Genomic DNA, 16,067 nt, shown 5'->3' on the forward strand with positions numbered 1-16,067 from the left:
GGCTGTGAGGCTCGCCCTGCTGCTGACGCTGCTAGGCCAGGCCCAGCAGCGTCAGCAGCAGCAGGGCGAGCCTCACAGCCCCTCCAGCCCGGCCTTGCGGAGCATGTCCCGCAACACCGCCTCGTTGACGGGGCCCGCGTGGCGCTGCAGCACCTTGCCCGCGGCGTCGATGACGAAGGTCTCGGGGACGCCGTAGGTGCCGTAGTCCACGCCGAGCGTGCCCTTGGGGTCGAAGACGCTGGGGAAGCTCAGGCCGTACTCGCGGATGAACTCCAGCGCCTTGGCCTCGGTGTCCTGCACGTTGACGCCCAGGATCAGAAGCCGGTCGCGGTAGCGGCGCCAGTAGGCCTCCAGCAGCGGGGCCTCGTCGCGGCAGGGCAGGCACCAACTGGCCCAGAAGTTGACCAGGACGGGCTTGGAGCCCAGGTGTTCGCCCAGCTCGAGCCGCTCGCCCCACTCGGCGCGGTAAGGCTGCAGCAGCGGCCGCTCGAAGGCGGGCGCGGGCTTGCCCACCAGCACCGAGGGGAGGGCGTTGGGGTCGGGGCGCTGCAGGCCCCACCAGAACAGCCCGCCCAGCGCCAGCACCAGCAAAGGCCAGAAGCGCCTCATGCGGGGGCACCCCCCGGGGCCTGCTGCCGCTGGGGCGCGGGGCTGGGCCAGAGGATGTACAGCGTGCCCAGCGCCATCACCGCCCCCGCGACCCACAGCCACAGCACCAGCGGCGTGACCACCAGCCGGAGCGTGGCCCACTGCCCGCGCTCGGTGTCGAAGGCCTGGAGGATGAGGTAGTAGTCGTTGTAGAGGGTGTACTTGAGGTCGGGCGCGTGCAGGCCCTGGTTGCCCATCTGGGGGTAGAAGTTGAGGCGGGTGGTGTAGGTGCCGTCGGCCCACAGGCCCCGGCGGTCTAGGCCGCGCACCTCGACCCGGGCGTACACCGACTGGCGGTTGCCCTGGTCCTCGACCCCCACGTTGCGCAGGGTCATCTCCACCCCGGCGGTCTGCCAGCTCTGCCCCAGGCGCAGCGTCTTGGACTCCTCGAAGCGGTAGGTCTGGCTGAAGGCGATGGCGAGGGCGGCCAGCGCGAAGCCCACGTGCACGACGTGGCTGCCGAAGCGGCGGCGCGAGCTCGAGGCCAGCTCGAGGAAGGCCCGCCCGCCCGGGATGCCCAGCGCCCTCGAGCGCTCCCGCACCCCCTGCCCGACCATCAAGGCCACGGCCGCGAGGTTATAGACGAACAGGCCCACGGCCAGCGCCACGCCCAGCGTCAGGCCCAGCACCAGGCCCGCCGCCGTGCCCGCCGCCAGCGCCACGCCCAGCACGACGAGGTTGCGCCGGATCTCCCCGCCCGTGTTGCGCCACGGCAGCACCGGCCCGACCCCCATCAGCAGCAGCGCCGCCACGCCCAGCGGGGCCGAGACCTGGTTGAAGAAGGGCGCGCCGATGGAGACCTTGGCCCCGCTCAGCGCCTCCACCACCAGCGGCCACACCGTGCCGATGACCACCACGAAGGCCATGGTGCCGAAGAGCAGCGAGCCGGCCAGCAAGGCCCCCTCGCGGGTGCGCCAGCGCACCTCGCCCGCGTCGCGCACCTCGCCGCTGACCTTGCTCAACAGGCCCAGCCCCAGCGCGAGCACGCCCAGCAGGAAGGCCAGGAACAGGCTGCCCACCGGGCCGTCGCCGAAGGCGTGCACCGACTGGACCACGCCCGAGCGGGTCAGGAAGGTGCCGAAGACCGTGGCCGCGAAGGCCAAGGTGATGTAGGCGAAGTTCCAGGGCTTGAACATGCCCCGCCGCTCCTGCACCTGCGTGGTGTGGAGGAAGGCGGTCGCCAGCAGCCAGGGGATGATCGAGGCGTTCTCCACCGGGTCCCAGGCCCAGTAGCCGCCCCAGCCCAGGATCTCGTAGCTCCACCACTTGCCCGCGAAGATGGCGGCCGTGAGGAAGCCCCAGGCCACCAGCGTCCACCAGCGGGTCTCGAAGATCCAGCTCTGGTAGCGGCGGGCCACCATGGCGGCCACCGCGTAGGCGAAGGGCACCGACAGCCCCACGAAGCCCAGGTACATCAGCACCGGGTGCACCGCCATCATCCAGTGGTTCTGCAGCAGCGGGTTGGTGCCGCGCCCGTCGGCGGGCGGGTTGGGCACCGCGTCGAAGGGGTGGGCCACGAAGACCATCACCGCGAAGAAGAAGACCTGGGTGGCGAAGAGCACCCCCAGCGCCACCGGGGCCCGCCAGGGGTCGAGGAGCAGGGTGCGGCCGGCCGTCGCCGAGCCCTGCACCTGCACCCGCCTCGAGACCAGCCAGGTGTACATCGCCTGCAGGGTGCCCCACAGCAAGATGGAGCCCTCGAGCGCGGCCCAGGGCGTCACCAGCGTCACCCACAGCGGGTCCTTGAGCGAGTGGTGCAGCGCCACGTAGCGCACGCTGAAGTCGTGGGTCAGCAGCGCCCACTCCAGCGCCCCGAAGCTCACCGCCGCCGAGAGGAAGGCCACGGGGGCGACGCGGCGGGCGGCCTCGAGGTAGCGCCGGTCCTGCGCCCACCAGGAAAGCCCCGCCAGCACCAGCCCCACCAGCGACAGCACCAGCGCGGCGAGCAGCGCGACCCCGCCCAGGAAGCCGGGGGTCATGAAAGCCCCCTTCGGGGACGCCCGGCGCCGGGCAGCGTGCGCCAGGAGCCGGACGCCGCAGGTTCAGCGTCGGAAACCCGCCGGTTCGGGCGTTCGCCGCCGGCCCTCACTCCGCCTCCTCGATCAGCTTGCGGATCTGCTCGGGGGTATAGCCCTCCTTGGGGGCCTGGTAGCCCTCGGAGTGCTTGACCAGCAGGTTGGTGCTGACGAAGGTGCCCCCCTGGAACTTCCCCTCGATCACCACGCCCCGGTTCTCGCCGAAGAGCGCGGGGGGCGTGCCCTTGGCCTGCACGGGGAACTCGGTCACGCCGTCGGTGACGACGAAGCGCAGGTCGAGGGTGTCCTTGTCGTAGTCCACGGTCCCGGCCTTGACCAGCCCGCCCAGCCGCACCGGGCGGCTCTGGCAGTTGGCCTGGTTTTGCAGGCACTCGCTGGGCGTGTAGAAGTAGACCAGGTTTTGCCCCAGCCCCCCGAAGATCAAGTAGGCCAGGGCCCCTACCACCACCACGATGCCGAAGATGTGTTTGGGTTTCAAATGAACCTCCGGTTCACGTCGAATGCCGAACGCAAGACGCAAAACGCCTCGACCCTCGAGGTCCTGCGGCTTTCGACCATCGCCCATCGACCATCGACGTTTGCGGCTGGCGTCCCTTTCACTTCTCCCGCCTGTAGCGCCACAGCAAGTAGCCCAGGTAGCCCAGCAAGGTGGCATAGCCGATGACGTAGGTCCACACCACGAAGGGGTTGAAGGGGTTTTGCAGGATGCTGTTGTCCATAAAGCCCTACCTCTACTACCCCGCCTGGGGGTTCATCTCCTGCTTCACCGACTCACGCTCGGCCAGCAGGCTGCGGATGCGCACGAAGGCCACGAACAGCAAGGTGAGCGCCGCGATGTTGAACAGCAGCGCGGGGAGCATGGCCGCGTCGAAGTTGCTGCGCCCGGTGGTGAGGTCGAAGGTCTGGGTCTGGTGCAGGCTGCGCCACCACTTGACCGACATGTAGGTGATGGGCACGTTGATCGCGCCCAGGATGCTGATGGCGGCCGAGGCCTTGCCCCGCAGCTCGGGGTCCTCGATGGCGCTTCTCACCACGAAGTAGCCGATGTAGACCACCAGCAGGATGGCGAAGGTGGTCAGGCGGGGCTCCCAGGTCCAGTAGACCCCCCAGGTGGGCCGCCCCCACAGCATCCCGGACAAGAGCGTGAGGCTCAGGAACAGCAGGGCCACCTCGATCACGGCGGTCGCCACGCGGTCGTAGTGGGGCTTGCCTGTAGCGAGGTAGAGGACGGAGTACGCCACCGCGATGAACAGGGCTACCAGCCCCACCCAGGCCGAAGGCACGTGCAGGAAGATGATCCGGTAGACGTGGCCTTGCTCGGTGGCCGGGGGGGCCGTGAAGGCCAGGAAAGCGCCGACCCCCAGGGTCAGCAGGCCCAGGCCTAGCGAACCCAGGGTCAGGAGGTCCAGACGTTTGCTCTGCTTCATGGCAATCTCCTTGCTCTTCTTACGCCATTCTCGGACAAGACGGGTGTGAGGAATACCCCTCCAGGCACTCTGAGGGCACCGGCAGGCCCAGGCCGGCTCGAGGCGGGTGTGCCCCGCTCACGTCACCCTTCCAGAACATAGGGGAAAAGCAGGCCGCAGACGGTCACGTAGATGACATCGAAGACCAACAGCAACTGCCACCAACTGAACACCTCGCCCAGGGGCAACCCCTCCACCAGCGACGCCGTCGCCCGCACCGAGGCCAGGACCACCGGGACCACCACCGGGAACAGCACCAGCGGCAGGAGGGCTTCACGCCCGCGCAGCCGCGCCAGCATCCCGGCGTAGAAGGTGGACACGGAGGCATAGCCGATGCTGCCGAGCACCAGCGTGACCAGGATGCCGGGCAAGGCCGAGAGCGGCAAGTAGAAAAGTCCCGCCGTCAGGAACAGCAGCACACCGCCCACGATCAGCAGCAGCAGCAGCTGGAACAGCAGCTTGCCGTAGTAGACCCACTCGCGGCTGCCCGGGACGAGCAGCAGGTCGTCGAGGGTGTTGTCCTCGACCTCGAGCCCGAACGCCCGCCCCGCCAGCAGGCTCCCGGCGAAGGCCAGCGCCACCCACAGCACGCCCGGCGCGGCCTTGCGCAGGTCGTCCTGGCTGGGGCCTAAGGCCAGCCCCAGGATCAGCAGCATGGTGAAAAGGAAGAACACCGCCGCCAGCAGGCCGGTGCGCCCGCGCAGCTCGAGGGTGAGGTCGCGCAGGGCGAGCCAGAAGACGCGGGTGAGGAGGGTCATGGCGTGCACGTCGAAGGCCCAACGCCCAGCGCCCGGCGCCGAACGCAAAGCGCAAAACGCAAAACGCAAAACGCAAAACGCCGAGTGCCGAGGGTTGAGGGCTGATCGTGGGTTGAGCAGGCAGGAAGTGGCGGCATGGCGTCAGGCGGCGGGGGAGAGCTCGAGGGTGCGGGTGGCGAGGCGCTGGACCCAGCCCCGGTCGTGGGTGGCGAGCACGACGCCCCCGGAGCCTTTGGCCTCCAGGATCAGGGCCTCGAGCAGTTCGCGCCCCTGGGCGTCGAGGGCGGCCTCGGGCTCGTCGAGGAGCCAGATGTCGGGGTGCTGGAGGCGCAGGCGGGCCATCGCCAGGCGCTTTTTCATGCCGCTGGAGTAGCCCAGCACCGCCTTGCCGGGCGGGAGCCCCACCGCCTGCAGGGCGGCGGCGATGGCGGCGGGCTGGGGGGAGCGCCCCTCGAGCCGCAGCGCGTAGCTGAGGTTTTCTTCCCCGGTGAAGTGCCGGTGAAAGGCCGGGGGGTTGGCGAGCAGCCCCACCCTGCCCTGCCGCACGACCTTACCCCCGCTCGCCCGCATCAGCCCGGCCAGCAGGCGCAGCAGCGTGGTCTTGCCCGACCCGTTGGGGCCCAGCAGGGCGACCACCTCGCCGGGCTCGAGGCGGAAGTCCAGGCCGCGGATCACCCAGTCGCGCCCGTAGCGCTTGGCGAGGGAGTGGGCCTCGAGCAGGGGGCTCATCGGGGGCTTAGCCTAAACGAGCCGGAACGGTTCGCACAAGGAGCCGGCGTGCGTCACCTGCCCAAAAAGCCGTTCTCGAGGTCCAAGAGCCACTGGGGCGTGATCTTGAGCAGGTAGCTGTTGAGGAGGGTGAACTGGTCGGTGACGAGCAGCACGCCGATGAGCACCAGCACCACCCCCGCCGTCACCTCGAAGGCGTGGGAGAGCCGGGCCGCCCGGCGCAGGAAGCCCCGCACCCGGTCGGCGAAGAGCGCGACCAGCAGGAAGGGGATAGCCAGGCCCAGCACGTAGGCCAGCAGGGGGGAGACCCCGCCGCCCGCGGCGGTCAGGGTGTAGATGGCCCCCAGCACCGGGCCGATGCAGGGGGTCCAGCCCAGGCCCAGCACCACGCCCAGCACGAAGGCCCCCCAGGGGGTCTGGGTGTCGCCCTGGTAGCGCAGGCTGACGGCTCGAGTCAGGAAGGCGGGCTTGAGGCCCAGCATGTACAGGCCGAACAGGACCAGCACCACCCCCCCGACCTTGCTCAGCAGGTCGCGGCTGCCCAGGAGCAGGCTGCCCAGCAGGGTGAAGGGCAGCCCCAGCAGTACGAAGATCGCGCTGAAGCCCAGCACGAAGAACAGGGCGTTGCGGATCGGGCGGCCCTTGTCGCCCCCCAAGTAGAGCAGGTAGGTGGGCACCAGCGGCAGCACGCAGGGGGAGAGGAAGGACAGCATCCCGGCCAGGAAAGCGATGGGCAGGCTCATACGACTGGATCTACGCTAGGCCATCGCGCGCGGGACGTGTGTACCCTGACTGACCTTGGGCGGGGCAACTGTGCGGCGCGGCGGTGGTGGGGCCGTGCGGCTGGGGGTAGATTGGGGCTATGAAGATCTACACCAAGACCGGCGACCGGGGGGAGACCGGGCTCTACGGGGCCGAGAGGGTGCCCAAGGACCACCCGCGGGTCGAGGCCTACGGCACGGTGGACGAGGCCAACAGCGCCATCGGCGTGGCGCGGGCCGCCCTGGGCGAGGCCCACCCCGACGTTCAGGCCGACCTCGAGTACGTCCAGAACGCCCTCTTCGACCTCGGCGCCGACCTCGCCACCCGCTATGGCGGCCCCTACGAGAAGAACCTCGCCCGCATCGACGCCGAGGACGTGGCGAGGCTCGAGGCCCTCATCGACCGTTACCAGGAGGAGGCCCCCAAGTTCACCGGCTTCATCCACCCCGGCGGCCACGCCGCCGCCGCCGCCCTGCACCTCGCCCGCACCGTCGTGCGCCGGGCCGAGCGCCGGGTGGTCGAGCTGATGCACGCTGAAGAGGTCAACGCCGAGGCCATGCGCTACCTCAACCGCCTCTCCGACCTGCTGTTCACGCTGGCGCGGGTGGTCAACCAGCGCGAGGGCTTCCACGAGGAGAGGTGGCTGGTCAAGAAGCGCCGTTAGAAGCGCCGACGGTCGGCAGCCGAACGCCGAACGCTAAACGCGTGTCCTACGTCGTACGTCGTACGTCCTACGCAAAACGCAAGACGCGAAACGCTAAATGCATGCCCTAGGTCGTACGCCGCACGCGATACCCAAAACGCAAGACGCCTCAGTCCTTGGCCCTCGACCCTGAGCATCGAACGCCATATGCAGCACATGCGCATCGTTAGCCTGACCGCATCCAACACCGAGATCGTCTGGGCGCTGGGCTGCCTGGACCGGCTGGTGGGGGTGGACGACCACTCCGACTTCCCGGAGGAGGTGCGGCAACTGCCGCGCGTGGGCCCCGACCTCCGGGTGGACCTCGACGCGGTGGAGCGCCTGGGTCCTGACCTGGTGCTCGCCAGCCTGAGCGTGCCGGGCATGGAGCGCGTGGTGCAGGGGCTGGCCGAGCGGGGGATCCCCTACGAGGTGCTCGACCCCGAGAGCCTGCAGGACGTGTACGCCGACATCGAGCGGGTGGCACGGTGGCTCGAGGTGCCCCGCCAGGGGGAGCACGTGGTGCGGGCCATGCGCCGGATGATCGCCCAGGCCCGGGGGAGCCTGCCGCGCTGGGTGCGGCCCCCGCGGGTGATGGTCGAGTGGTGGCCGCGACCCATGATCGCGGCGGGGCGCCGGAGCTGGGTGACGGGGCTGCTCGAGGCGCTGGGGGCCGAGAACGCCTTCGCCCACCTGGACGTGCGCTCCAAGCCCCTGACCCCCGAGGAGGTGGAGGCCGCCGCGCCCGACCTGATCACCGTCTCCTGGTGCGGGGTGCGCAAGCTGCGGCCGGAGGTGGCGCTGAAGCGGGAGCTCGACATCCCCGCCCTCCGCTACCGGCAGGTGTTCCCCCTCGAGGAAGCCTACTTAGGCCGCCCCGGCCCCCGGCTGGCCGAGGGGGCCAAGCGCCTGGCCGAACTCCTGGCCCGCTCCCCCTACGCCTGGAGGGTGAGCCGGTGAACGCGCTCAAGGTGGTCACGCTGTGGGTGCGCCCGCCCGAGGAGCACGCCCTGCCCGAGGCGAGGGAGACGCTCGAGGCCCTACTGGCCGAGTTCTACGCCAGCTACCCCGAGTACGAAGGGAGCGTGGCCTTCTCCCAGTCCCCCCGCTGGCCCCGCTACGCCTTCGTCTACGCCCAGGCCGGCTGCACCGGCCTGCTGCCCGAGGCAGGCCGCTACCTGCGGCGGCTGCTCGAGCACGCCTTCCAGGGCAGCGAGGTGCGGGCGTACGGGCGGCCGTGGCCCCTCGAGCGGGAGTGAAGGGCCAAAGGCGGCCGGCTGAGAGCCGCCCGCCCCTGCCCCCGTCCCCTTCTTCGAGCCCGGGAAGGGGTTCATCTAGGGGTTGGCGCAATCCGTCCGGTCGCCGGTCGGATCAGCCCTTGCGAGGGGCAGGCAGGGGCGGGCACCATTGACGCATCATGACCCCTGGAGCCTGCCTATGACCCCCCACCCCTTCCCTCCCGAACCCTCCCGCCGCGTCCTTTTCCTCCTGCTCCCCGAGGTCAACCTGCTCGACCTGGCCGGCCCGGCCCAGGTCTTCGCGGCCGCGGCCTCGCTGGGGGCGAATTACTCGCTCGCCTTCTGCGCCCACCAGCCCGAGCTGGTGAGCGCTCAGGGGCTCGCGTTCGCCCGCCTCGAGCCCCTCCCCCCGGCCGGCCCGCGCGACCGGGTGCTGATCCCGGGCATGGACCTGGCCCGCTACGCCACGGGGGAACTGCGCCTCGAGCCCGCCGTCCGGGAGTGGTTGCGCGGGGCTTACGCCGCCGGGGCCCAACTGGTCTCGGTCTGCACCGGGGCTTTCGTGCTGGGGGAGGCCGGGCTGCTCGACCACCGGCGCTGCACCACGCACTGGTCGGCCATCGAGGCCCTGCGGGCGCGCTACCCGCTGGCCCGCGTCCAGGACGCCGTCCTCTTCACCCACGACGGCCCCGTCACCACCAGCGCCGGGATCGCCGCGGGCATCGACATGGCCCTGTCCGTCGTCGAGCAGGAGCACGGCCCGCTCTTCGCCGCGCAGGTGGCCCGCCTGCTGGTGGTCTACCTGCGCCGCAACGGCACCCACGCCCAGACCAGCGTGTTCCTCCAGTACCGCACCCACCTCCACCCGGGCGTCCACCGCGCGCAGGACTTCCTGCTGGAGAAGCTCGCCGAGCCCGTCTCGCTCGAGCAGGTCGCCGCGGCGGCCCGCATGAGCGTGCGGAGCCTGTCGCGGGCGTTCCGCGAGGCCACCGGGCTGACCCTGACCGCCTACCGGCAGCGGCTGCGCCTCGAGCTCGCCCGCACCCTGCTGCACAACCCCGAGCTCAGCATCGAGGACGTGGCCGTCAAGACCGGCTTCGCCGACGTGCGCCACTTCCGCCGGCTGTGGAGCCGGGAGTTCGGCTTTGCGCCCTCGGCGGCGCGCCAGAGGGGCCGGGCATGAGGCGGGCCCTGGCCGTGCTGCTGTACTCCCTGGCCTTTTTGCTCCCGGTCTTGATCGCGGGGGGCCTGGGCTCGTGGGCGTCCATGCGCGCCACCATGTCCCCCGCGCCCCGCGAGCTCGTGAGCCGTGCGGAACCCGCCGCCCGCCCGCCCTACGACCCCCGCAAGCCTACGGTGGCCGTCGTGCTGGGCGAGGGGGTGAGCGAGGTCACCGACGTGCTGGGGCCCTACGCCCTGTTCGCGCAGACGGGCGCTTACAACGTGTACGCGGTGGCCTCGAGCCGGGCCCTGCGCACCCTGAGCGGCAACCTCGACCTCCTGCCCCACTTCGCCTTCGCCGAGCTCGAGGCGCTGCTGGGCCGTGCCCCCGACGTCGTGGTGGTCCCGGCCATGCTCGAGGTCGGGTCGCCCGCCAACCGGCCGGTGCTGGAGTGGCTGCGGGAACAGGCCCGCGCCACGCTGCTGTTCTCCTGGTGCACCGGCGCCGAGGTGCTGGCGGCCGCGGGCGTGCTCGACGGGAAAGACGCCACGACCCACTGGGCCGACCTGGGCCGGCTGGCGGCCCGCTACCCGAGGGTGCGCTGGCGGGCCGGGGTGCGTTACGTCGATGCGGGCACGGTGCTCACCTCCGCCGGGCTGCTGTCGGGCATCGACGCCACCCTCTACCTGCTCGCCAAGCGCCACGGCCCGGCGATGGCCCAAGCTGTGGCCCGGAGGATTCACTACCCCACCCCCGAATTCCTGCGCGACCCCAGGATGCAGCCCTTCACCTTCCGGCCCCCCGACGGCATCTACCTGCTCAACACCGCCTTCAAGTGGCGCAAGCGCGAGGCCGGGGTGTGGCTGTACGCAGGGGTCGGGGAGCTCGAGCTCGCCGCGGTCTTCGACGTGCACGCGGGCTCCTTCACCCACACCCTCCACACCTTCGGGACGGGCGCGGTGCGCTCGAGGCACGGCCTTTACCTCGTGCCGCGCTACACCCCCGCCGGCCTGCCCCCCGTGGACCGCGTCCTCGTCCCCGGCGCCGCCGGCGACCTCGACCCGGAGGCCAGGGGCCATCTGGCCGCCCGGCAGCCCCGCGCGGGGATCACCTACCTCCACGCCGCCCCCGCCTTCGCCTTCGACCCCGCCTTGCAGGACCTCGCCCGGCAGGAGAACTTGCCCACGGCGCTGTTCGCGGCCAAGCGGCTGGAGTACCGGCAGCGGCTCGAGCTCTCCGGCCCGGGGTGGCCGCCCGGCCTGCTGGCGCTTCCCCTGCTGCTGGGCGCGGCCGGGGCGGGGTGCGCGTTTGTCCTGCGCCGGAGGCTGGGCCGGCACGTCGGAAAGCACCCCTTGCCGGGGGCTACTTCGCCCTGAACACGCTCAGCGTCCCCCCGCGCCCCAGCGTCCCGCTGCCCACCACCAGCCCCGAGGCGGGCCAGGCCAGGCCGTAGACCGGGCGCACGAAGCCGACGAGGGTCTGCTCGAGGGTGCCGCTCGCGGCCTCCCAGACCCTCACGGTTTTGTCCCAGCCGCTGCTGGCGAGCTCGCCGTCCGGGCCCCAGGCCAGGGCCTGCACCGCGCTGGTGTGGCCCTCGAGGGTGCGCAGGGGCTTCCCGCTCCGGGCGTCCCACAGCCGCACCGTGCCGTCGAAGCCGCCCGTGGCGAGGACGGTGCCTTTGGGGTCGAGCGCCAGGCTGTAGAGCGCGCCCTGTTCGGTGAGCACCCGCCGCAGGGGCCGCCCCTGCACGTCCCACCACGCCAGGGTCTGGTCGGCGCCGGCGCTGACGAAGCCCTCGCCGACCCAGGCCAGGCCGGTCACGTCGAACTCGTGGCCGCGCCAGTCGTGCAGGAGCTTGCCGCTGCGCCACTCCCACAGCTTGATCACCTCGTCGCGCCCGCCGCTCGCCAGCCCCTTGCCCGCCGGGTGCCAGGCCAGGGCGGAAACCCCGTCCCCGTGGCGCCCGAGGGTCTGGAGCAGCCTCCCGCCGGCGACCTCCCACACGCGGACGGTGCCGTCGGCGCTGCCGCTGGCGAGGTGGCGGCTGTCGGGGGAGAAGGCCAGCACGCCGACCTCGAGCTCGTGCCCCCGCAGCTTGTGGAGCACGCGGCCCTGGCGGTCCCACAGCCACACCTCCTTGTCCTGGCCGCCGCTCGCCACGAAGCGCCCGTCCGGGCTGTGGGCCAGCGCGCTCACCGAGGCGGCGACGGGCTCGAGGGCCCGCACCAGCTTCCCCTCCGGGCCCCACAGCCGCACCCGGCCGTCGTCGTGGCCGCTGATCACCCCGCCCCCGCGGCCCCAGGCCAGGCACAGCACCGAGGGGCCCGTCCAGCCCTGCACGGGGCGGCCCTTCTCGTCCCACACAGCGATCTTGCCGTCCTGGCCGCCGCTGAGGAGCCGGTCGCCCGCGGGGTTCCAGGCGAGCGCCGTGACCACCTGGCCGTGGGCCGGGATCTGGGCCAGGGGCTGCCCCTGGGGGCCCCACAGCCGGATCACGCCCCCGCGGTCGCCGGTCGCCAGCAGCCCTTTGCGGCCCCAGTCGAGCGCGTGCACCCCCTGCGGCCCCAGCAGGGGCAGCGGGCGCCCGGTCTGCCGGTGCCACAGCTCCACGCCCTCGAGCCCCCCGCTGGCGAAGTACTCGTCGCCCGGGGCGAAGGCCAGGCCGTAGACCCAGCCCCGGGCCCCCGCGTAGGTGCGCAGGGTCTGGCCCTCGAGGCCCCACAGCCGCACCTCCCCGTCGGAGGCGGCGCTCAGCACGCTGCGCCCGTCGCGGCTGAAGCGCAGCCCCCAGACCTCGCCCGAGTGGCCCCGGTAGGTGCGCAGCGCCGGGCCGGGTTGCGGCCGCCACAGCCGCACGGTGTTGTCGGCCGACCCGCTCGCCAGGAGGGTCCCGTCGGGGTTGAAGCTCAGCGCCCGCACGGTGTCGAGGTGGCCGCTCAGCAGGCCCCGCGGCTGCCCGTCGGGGCCGAAAAGCTGCACGTAGGCGTCGGCGGCGACGGCCAGGGTCCGGCCGTCCGGGCTCAGCGCGAGCGCCCCGGCGGGGCTGTGGTGGCCCTGGAGGGTCCCTGCCGGCAGGAGCGGGGCTGCCCAGGCCATCCCCAGCAGGGGAAGCCAGAAGAACCGGTGCACGGCTCCAGCTTAGCGCCCGGGGAGGAGGATTGAGGTCAGCTAAAGGGTGGAGCGTGCGCCCGCCGACCCTGGAACGGTAGCATAGGAGCGTGCACCACCGGTTGTTGAACCTGCTCGGCGAACAGTTCCAGCCCAGCCGGATCCTGGGCGAACAACTCGGCGTTGACCGCGACCAGGCCCGCTACCTGGTGCAGCGCCTGGTCCACGAGGGCTACCCGGTCGAGGTTTCCAAGGCGCTGGGGGTGCGGGTAGCGCCGGGGACCCCGCTGCCCCACCTCCTGGCCCCCCGCCTGCGCGGCAGCTTCGGCCAGCCCTACCGCTACCTGGGCCACACCACCAGCACCCAGGACGAGCTGCGGCGGTGGGCCGAGGAGGGCGCCCCCGAGGGCGCGGTGGTCCTCGCCGAGCGCCAGACCGCGGGCCGGGGGCGGATGGGCCGCCCCTGGGTGAGCGCGCCCGGGGCCTCCCTGACCTTCTCGCTGCTGCTGCGCCCCCGGGTTCCCGTCGCCCTGCTGCCGCTGGCGGTGGGGGTGGCCTTGCGCGAGGCGGTGGGCCTGGGCGGGCTCAAGTGGCCCAACGACCTGCTGGCCCCCGACGGGCGCAAGCTGGCCGGGATCCTGGTCGAGGCCAAGGCAGGGGGCCCCGTGCCCGGCGTGGTGGTCCTGGGGATCGGGCTCAACGTCCTGCCGCCCGTGCCCCCCGCGGCGGCCGCGCTGAGCGAGTTCATGCCGGTCAACCGGGCCGACTTGCTGGCGGGCATCCTCGAGGAGCTGGAGAACCAGTACGAGAACCTTTCCAAGCCCGAGCGCATCTTGGAGCACTGGAAAAAGTACAGCGTGACCTTGGGGAAGGAGGTGAGCATCCGCACCCCGCGCGGGGAGATGCAGGGCCGGGCGCTGGACCTAGCCGAGGACGGGGCCTTGGTGGTAGAGTCTCAGGGCGGAACTGAACGGATCGCCGCTGGCGACGTATCCCTCATCGGTAGATTAGGAGGCTGAGCGATGAATCCAATGAACCCGACCCAGACCCTGCCCTATACGCCCCTGGTCAAGACCCTGCTCCCCACCCGCAGCGCCCTGCGCGACCTGCTGCTGGTGCTCGGCGGCAGCCTCTTCGTGGCGCTGTGCGCCCAGGCCTCGATCCCCACCCAGCCCGTGCCCATCACCCTCCAGACCCTGGGCGTGCTGTTGGTGGGCGCCGCTTTGGGCAGCCGCCTGGGCTTCTTGGCCCTGGTGGCGTACCTGCTCGAGGGCCTGGTGCTCCCGGTGTTCGCGGGCGGCAAGACCTGGGCCGCCACGTCCTTCACCGCCGGCTACTTAGTCGCCTTCCCGCTGGCCGCCTTCCTGGTGGGCTACCTGGTCGAGCGCTTCGGCACCGACCGCAGCCCCTGGAAGACCCTCCTCGCCATGCTGCTGGCGAACCTGGTGATCTACGCGCTGGGCGTGCCCTGGCTGGGCTACATGCTGGCCGGGATCGGCAAGTACGCCGGCGTCGAGGCCGTGCTCCAGGCCGGGATGATCCCCTTCCTGGCCGGCGACCTGGTCAAGGCGGTCATCGCCGCGGCGCTGCTGCCGACGGCCTGGAGGCTCATTGGCCGCAGGTAACTGGGCCGAACGTCGAACGCCCAACGCCGGGCGCGAAAACGTGTCAATGGCGAGGGTCGAGGGTCAACGGTCCCCTCACCCCAGCCCCTCTCCCAGCGGGAGAGGGGTTTTCTCTTCGCTGGAACGCTTTCTGGCTCGCGAAGATACCGCGCACGGTGCCAAACCAGGGCCTCAGTCTCGAGGCCCCTGACCTTCCTCCGGCTCGTCCTCCAGCGGCTCGGGACCGCGGCCCTGGGCCAGCCGCCGCAGGAGCAGGGGCATCAGCGCTTTGTACAGCAGCGCGGCCAGCAGGCCGAAGGGCAGGCTCAGCGCCAGGGCCGCCCACAGCCCCAGGGCCTTGGCCTCGAACCCGGCGACCAGCAACGCCACGGTTGCGCCCAGCATCAGCGCTTCGCGCCAGGAAACCTTGAAGTCCATGTCACGCTCCCAATCTAGAATAGGGGTGGAGAGAGCCATGGTTGAAGTTCCGGAAATCCCCCGTCACCCCCAGGTCAGCTTACCGGCCCAGGAAACCGCGCTCATCATCGTGGACATGCAGAACGACTTCGTCGAGCCCGAGGGCACGCTCTTCGTCCCCGACGCGCCCAAGACCCTACCCGCCATCGCGGGGCTGCTCGAGCGCGCCCGCGCCGCCGGGGTGCGGGTGGTCTACACCCAGGACTGGCACCCCGAGGACGACCCCGAGTTCAACATCTGGCCCCGCCACGTGGTGCACAACACCTGGGGCGCCGAGATCGTGGACGCGCTCAAGCCCCGCCCCGACGAGACCGTCATCCGCAAGGCCCGCTACGACGGCTTCTACGGCACCCAGCTCGAGCACCTGCTGCACCTGTGGGGCGTCCGGCACGTGGTGATCGTGGGAACGGTAGCCAACATCTGCGTACTGCACACGGCGGGCAGCGCGGCGCTGCGCTGGTACGATGTGGTGCTGCCCGAGGACGGCACCAGCGCCCTCACCCCCTTCGACCTCGAGTCGGCGCTGCGCCAGGTGACGTTTTTGTACCAGGGCAAGGTAACCACCTGCGCCGGGGTGCGGTTTGTCTAGGCCCCAGCGGCAGAAGGCGGCGGCCGCGAACGGCGCGGTCGAGTTCGCCGACCCGCGGATGGCCGAACTCCAGCGGCGCTTCGGCCCCGCCCCCTTCCGCCCCCACGCCGCCGAGGTGCGGCCCGCCTACCCCACGCTGGTGAGCTCCATCGTGGGGCAGCAGCTCTCCGGCAAGGCCGCCGAGACCATCTGGAAGCGGCTCGAGCAGCGCTACGCCGTCGAGCCCGCCGTCCTCGTGGCCGCCGACCCCGACGAGCTGCGCTCGCTGGGCCTCTCGCGGGCCAAGGCCGGCTTCATCCACGACCTCTCGCGCTTCGCCTTAGAAGGCGGCCTCGACGACCTCGAGCACCAGTCCGACGCCGAGATCATCGCCCACCTCACCCAGGTCAAGGGCGTCGGGGTCTGGACGGTGCAGATGTTCTTGATGTTCGGCCTGCGCCGCCCCGACGTGTGGCCCCTCCTCGACCTCGGCGTGCGCAAGGGCCTCGAGCGGGTCTACGGGGTGAGCGATAGGGCCGGGCTCGAGGCCCTCGGCGAGCGCTTGCGCCCCTTCCGTTCCCACGCTGCTTGGTACATGTGGCGGGTGGTGGAGAATGCTGGGGCGGGCGGTTTGTAGCTGATAGCTGAACGTCTAACGCCGATAGCCCATAGCCGATAGCCTGTAGCCGGGCGCGGGTCGTACGTCCTACGTCGTACGCAATACGCAAAACGCAAGACGCAAGACGCCTTTTCTTTACCCCCCTTAACAAGGGGGGCCGGGGGGGATAAACCCTCCCCGCCCCGCGCGCGGGGCGGGGAGGGTTTATCC

19 protein-coding genes are annotated in these 16,067 nt (G+C 71.5%); 9 read left to right on the forward strand and 10 right to left on the reverse strand.

Annotation, left to right across the window (positions count from 1 at the left end):
• Positions 1-72: 72 nt before the first annotated feature.
• The 8 genes from Mterra_RS11190 to Mterra_RS11220 form a co-directional block, all read right to left on the reverse strand.
• Positions 73-609 (reverse strand): TlpA family protein disulfide reductase, encoded by a 537-nt coding sequence (locus tag Mterra_RS11190; RefSeq protein WP_119315264.1) that lies wholly within the window; start codon positions 607-609, stop codon positions 73-75.
• Complete coding sequence (locus Mterra_RS11195) at positions 606-2,627, reverse strand: heme lyase CcmF/NrfE family subunit (RefSeq protein WP_119315265.1); 2,022 nt, start codon at positions 2,625-2,627, stop codon at positions 606-608. The genes Mterra_RS11190 and Mterra_RS11195 overlap by 4 nt, the downstream gene beginning before the upstream one ends.
• A gap of 106 nt (positions 2,628-2,733) precedes the next feature.
• A complete protein-coding gene (ccmE, locus tag Mterra_RS11200) occupies positions 2,734-3,162 on the reverse strand; it encodes a cytochrome c maturation protein CcmE (RefSeq protein WP_119315266.1) in 429 nt (142 codons plus the stop codon).
• A gap of 118 nt (positions 3,163-3,280) precedes the next feature.
• Entirely contained in the window at positions 3,281-3,403 is a 123-nt protein-coding gene (locus Mterra_RS23430; RefSeq protein WP_275052662.1) for a hypothetical protein, read from the reverse strand.
• A 15-nt stretch (positions 3,404-3,418) separates the two neighbouring features.
• Entirely contained in the window at positions 3,419-4,111 is a 693-nt protein-coding gene (gene ccsA, locus Mterra_RS11205; protein WP_119315267.1) for a cytochrome c biogenesis protein CcsA, read from the reverse strand.
• A gap of 122 nt (positions 4,112-4,233) precedes the next feature.
• On the reverse strand, positions 4,234-4,908 hold the full coding sequence (locus tag Mterra_RS11210; protein ID WP_119315268.1) for a heme exporter protein CcmB: 675 nt from the start codon (positions 4,906-4,908) through the stop codon (positions 4,234-4,236).
• A gap of 141 nt (positions 4,909-5,049) precedes the next feature.
• A complete protein-coding gene (locus Mterra_RS11215; protein WP_119315269.1) occupies positions 5,050-5,637 on the reverse strand; it encodes an ABC transporter ATP-binding protein in 588 nt (195 codons plus the stop codon).
• Positions 5,638-5,690: 53 nt separating this feature from the next.
• Positions 5,691-6,380, reverse strand: coding sequence for a cytochrome c biogenesis CcdA family protein (locus tag Mterra_RS11220; RefSeq protein WP_119315270.1), 690 nt, complete (start codon positions 6,378-6,380; stop codon positions 5,691-5,693).
• Positions 6,381-6,499: 119 nt separating this feature from the next.
• On the opposite strand from Mterra_RS11220, the gene Mterra_RS11225 reads away from it, so the two are divergent.
• The 5 genes from Mterra_RS11225 to Mterra_RS11245 all read left to right on the forward strand — a co-directional run bounded on the left by Mterra_RS11225 (position 6,500) and on the right by Mterra_RS11245 (position 10,857).
• Positions 6,500-7,063, forward strand: a complete 564-nt coding sequence (locus Mterra_RS11225; protein ID WP_119315271.1) for a cob(I)yrinic acid a,c-diamide adenosyltransferase — start codon at positions 6,500-6,502, stop codon at positions 7,061-7,063.
• A 186-nt stretch (positions 7,064-7,249) separates the two neighbouring features.
• Positions 7,250-8,041 (forward strand): cobalamin-binding protein, encoded by a 792-nt coding sequence (locus Mterra_RS11230; protein ID WP_245971602.1) that lies wholly within the window; start codon positions 7,250-7,252, stop codon positions 8,039-8,041.
• On the forward strand, positions 8,038-8,340 hold the full coding sequence (locus tag Mterra_RS11235; RefSeq protein ID WP_119315272.1) for a hypothetical protein: 303 nt from the start codon (positions 8,038-8,040) through the stop codon (positions 8,338-8,340). Before Mterra_RS11230 ends, Mterra_RS11235 begins: the two co-directional genes overlap by 4 nt.
• Positions 8,341-8,518: 178 nt before the next feature.
• Positions 8,519-9,502, forward strand: coding sequence for a GlxA family transcriptional regulator (locus tag Mterra_RS11240; RefSeq protein ID WP_119315273.1), 984 nt, complete (start codon positions 8,519-8,521; stop codon positions 9,500-9,502).
• Positions 9,499-10,857 (forward strand): DJ-1/PfpI family protein, encoded by a 1,359-nt coding sequence (locus Mterra_RS11245; RefSeq protein ID WP_119315274.1) that lies wholly within the window; start codon positions 9,499-9,501, stop codon positions 10,855-10,857. Before Mterra_RS11240 ends, Mterra_RS11245 begins: the two co-directional genes overlap by 4 nt.
• Here the strand turns inward: Mterra_RS11245 and Mterra_RS11250 are convergent.
• Positions 10,844-12,610, reverse strand: a complete 1,767-nt coding sequence (locus tag Mterra_RS11250) for a WD40 repeat domain-containing protein (protein ID WP_245971603.1) — start codon at positions 12,608-12,610, stop codon at positions 10,844-10,846. The two genes, Mterra_RS11245 and Mterra_RS11250, sit on opposite strands and share 14 nt — an antisense overlap.
• An 89-nt stretch (positions 12,611-12,699) precedes the next feature.
• On the opposite strand from Mterra_RS11250, the gene Mterra_RS11255 reads away from it, so the two are divergent.
• Both Mterra_RS11255 and Mterra_RS11260 read left to right on the forward strand, forming a co-directional pair.
• Entirely contained in the window at positions 12,700-13,608 is a 909-nt protein-coding gene (locus Mterra_RS11255; protein WP_119315275.1) for a biotin--[acetyl-CoA-carboxylase] ligase, read from the forward strand.
• Positions 13,609-13,620: 12 nt separating this feature from the next.
• Complete coding sequence (locus tag Mterra_RS11260) at positions 13,621-14,214, forward strand: biotin transporter BioY (RefSeq protein ID WP_119315276.1); 594 nt, start codon at positions 13,621-13,623, stop codon at positions 14,212-14,214.
• A 171-nt stretch (positions 14,215-14,385) separates the two neighbouring features.
• Here Mterra_RS11260 and Mterra_RS11265 read toward each other — a convergent pair whose 3' ends face one another.
• Positions 14,386-14,631 carry a hypothetical protein gene (locus tag Mterra_RS11265; protein WP_119315277.1) on the reverse strand — a complete coding sequence of 82 codons (246 nt, stop codon included), beginning with the start codon at positions 14,629-14,631 and terminating at the stop codon, positions 14,386-14,388.
• Between the two features lie 37 nt (positions 14,632-14,668).
• Here Mterra_RS11265 and Mterra_RS11270 point away from each other — a divergent pair, with 37 nt between their 5' ends.
• Both Mterra_RS11270 and Mterra_RS11275 read left to right on the forward strand, forming a co-directional pair.
• Entirely contained in the window at positions 14,669-15,259 is a 591-nt protein-coding gene (locus Mterra_RS11270; RefSeq protein WP_119315278.1) for a cysteine hydrolase family protein, read from the forward strand.
• A complete protein-coding gene (locus tag Mterra_RS11275) occupies positions 15,252-15,875 on the forward strand; it encodes a DNA-3-methyladenine glycosylase family protein (RefSeq protein ID WP_245971604.1) in 624 nt (207 codons plus the stop codon). The genes Mterra_RS11270 and Mterra_RS11275 overlap by 8 nt, the downstream gene beginning before the upstream one ends.
• Positions 15,876-16,067 lie beyond the last annotated feature (192 nt).

Source organism: Calidithermus terrae, from assembly GCF_003574345.1.
Taxonomy (GTDB): domain Bacteria; phylum Deinococcota; class Deinococci; order Deinococcales; family Thermaceae; genus Calidithermus; species Calidithermus chliarophilus.

Excerpts from the sequence above, each read along its gene's own strand:
- Mterra_RS11210 (WP_119315268.1), bottom strand. The coding sequence starts at position 4,908 with ATGACCCTCCTCACCCGCGTCTTCTGGCTCGCCCTGCGCGACCTCACC.
- Mterra_RS23430 (WP_275052662.1), bottom strand. The coding sequence starts at position 3,403 with ATGGACAACAGCATCCTGCAAAACCCCTTCAACCCCTTCGTGGTGTGG.
- Mterra_RS11195 (WP_119315265.1), bottom strand. The coding sequence starts at position 2,627 with ATGACCCCCGGCTTCCTGGGCGGGGTCGCGCTGCTCGCCGCGCTGGTG.
- Mterra_RS11265 (WP_119315277.1), bottom strand. The coding sequence starts at position 14,631 with ATGGACTTCAAGGTTTCCTGGCGCGAAGCGCTGATGCTGGGCGCAACC.
- Mterra_RS11260 (WP_119315276.1), top strand. The coding sequence starts at position 13,621 with ATGAACCCGACCCAGACCCTGCCCTATACGCCCCTGGTCAAGACCCTG.
- Mterra_RS11220 (WP_119315270.1), bottom strand. The coding sequence starts at position 6,380 with ATGAGCCTGCCCATCGCTTTCCTGGCCGGGATGCTGTCCTTCCTCTCC.
- Mterra_RS11240 (WP_119315273.1), top strand. The coding sequence starts at position 8,519 with ATGACCCCCCACCCCTTCCCTCCCGAACCCTCCCGCCGCGTCCTTTTC.
- Mterra_RS11190 (WP_119315264.1), bottom strand. The coding sequence starts at position 609 with ATGAGGCGCTTCTGGCCTTTGCTGGTGCTGGCGCTGGGCGGGCTGTTC.
- Mterra_RS11230 (WP_245971602.1), top strand. The coding sequence starts at position 7,250 with ATGCAGCACATGCGCATCGTTAGCCTGACCGCATCCAACACCGAGATC.
- ccsA (WP_119315267.1), bottom strand. The coding sequence starts at position 4,111 with ATGAAGCAGAGCAAACGTCTGGACCTCCTGACCCTGGGTTCGCTAGGC.
- Mterra_RS11225 (WP_119315271.1), top strand. The coding sequence starts at position 6,500 with ATGAAGATCTACACCAAGACCGGCGACCGGGGGGAGACCGGGCTCTAC.
- Mterra_RS11245 (WP_119315274.1), top strand. The coding sequence starts at position 9,499 with ATGAGGCGGGCCCTGGCCGTGCTGCTGTACTCCCTGGCCTTTTTGCTC.
- Mterra_RS11215 (WP_119315269.1), bottom strand. The coding sequence starts at position 5,637 with ATGAGCCCCCTGCTCGAGGCCCACTCCCTCGCCAAGCGCTACGGGCGC.
- Mterra_RS11270 (WP_119315278.1), top strand. The coding sequence starts at position 14,669 with ATGGTTGAAGTTCCGGAAATCCCCCGTCACCCCCAGGTCAGCTTACCG.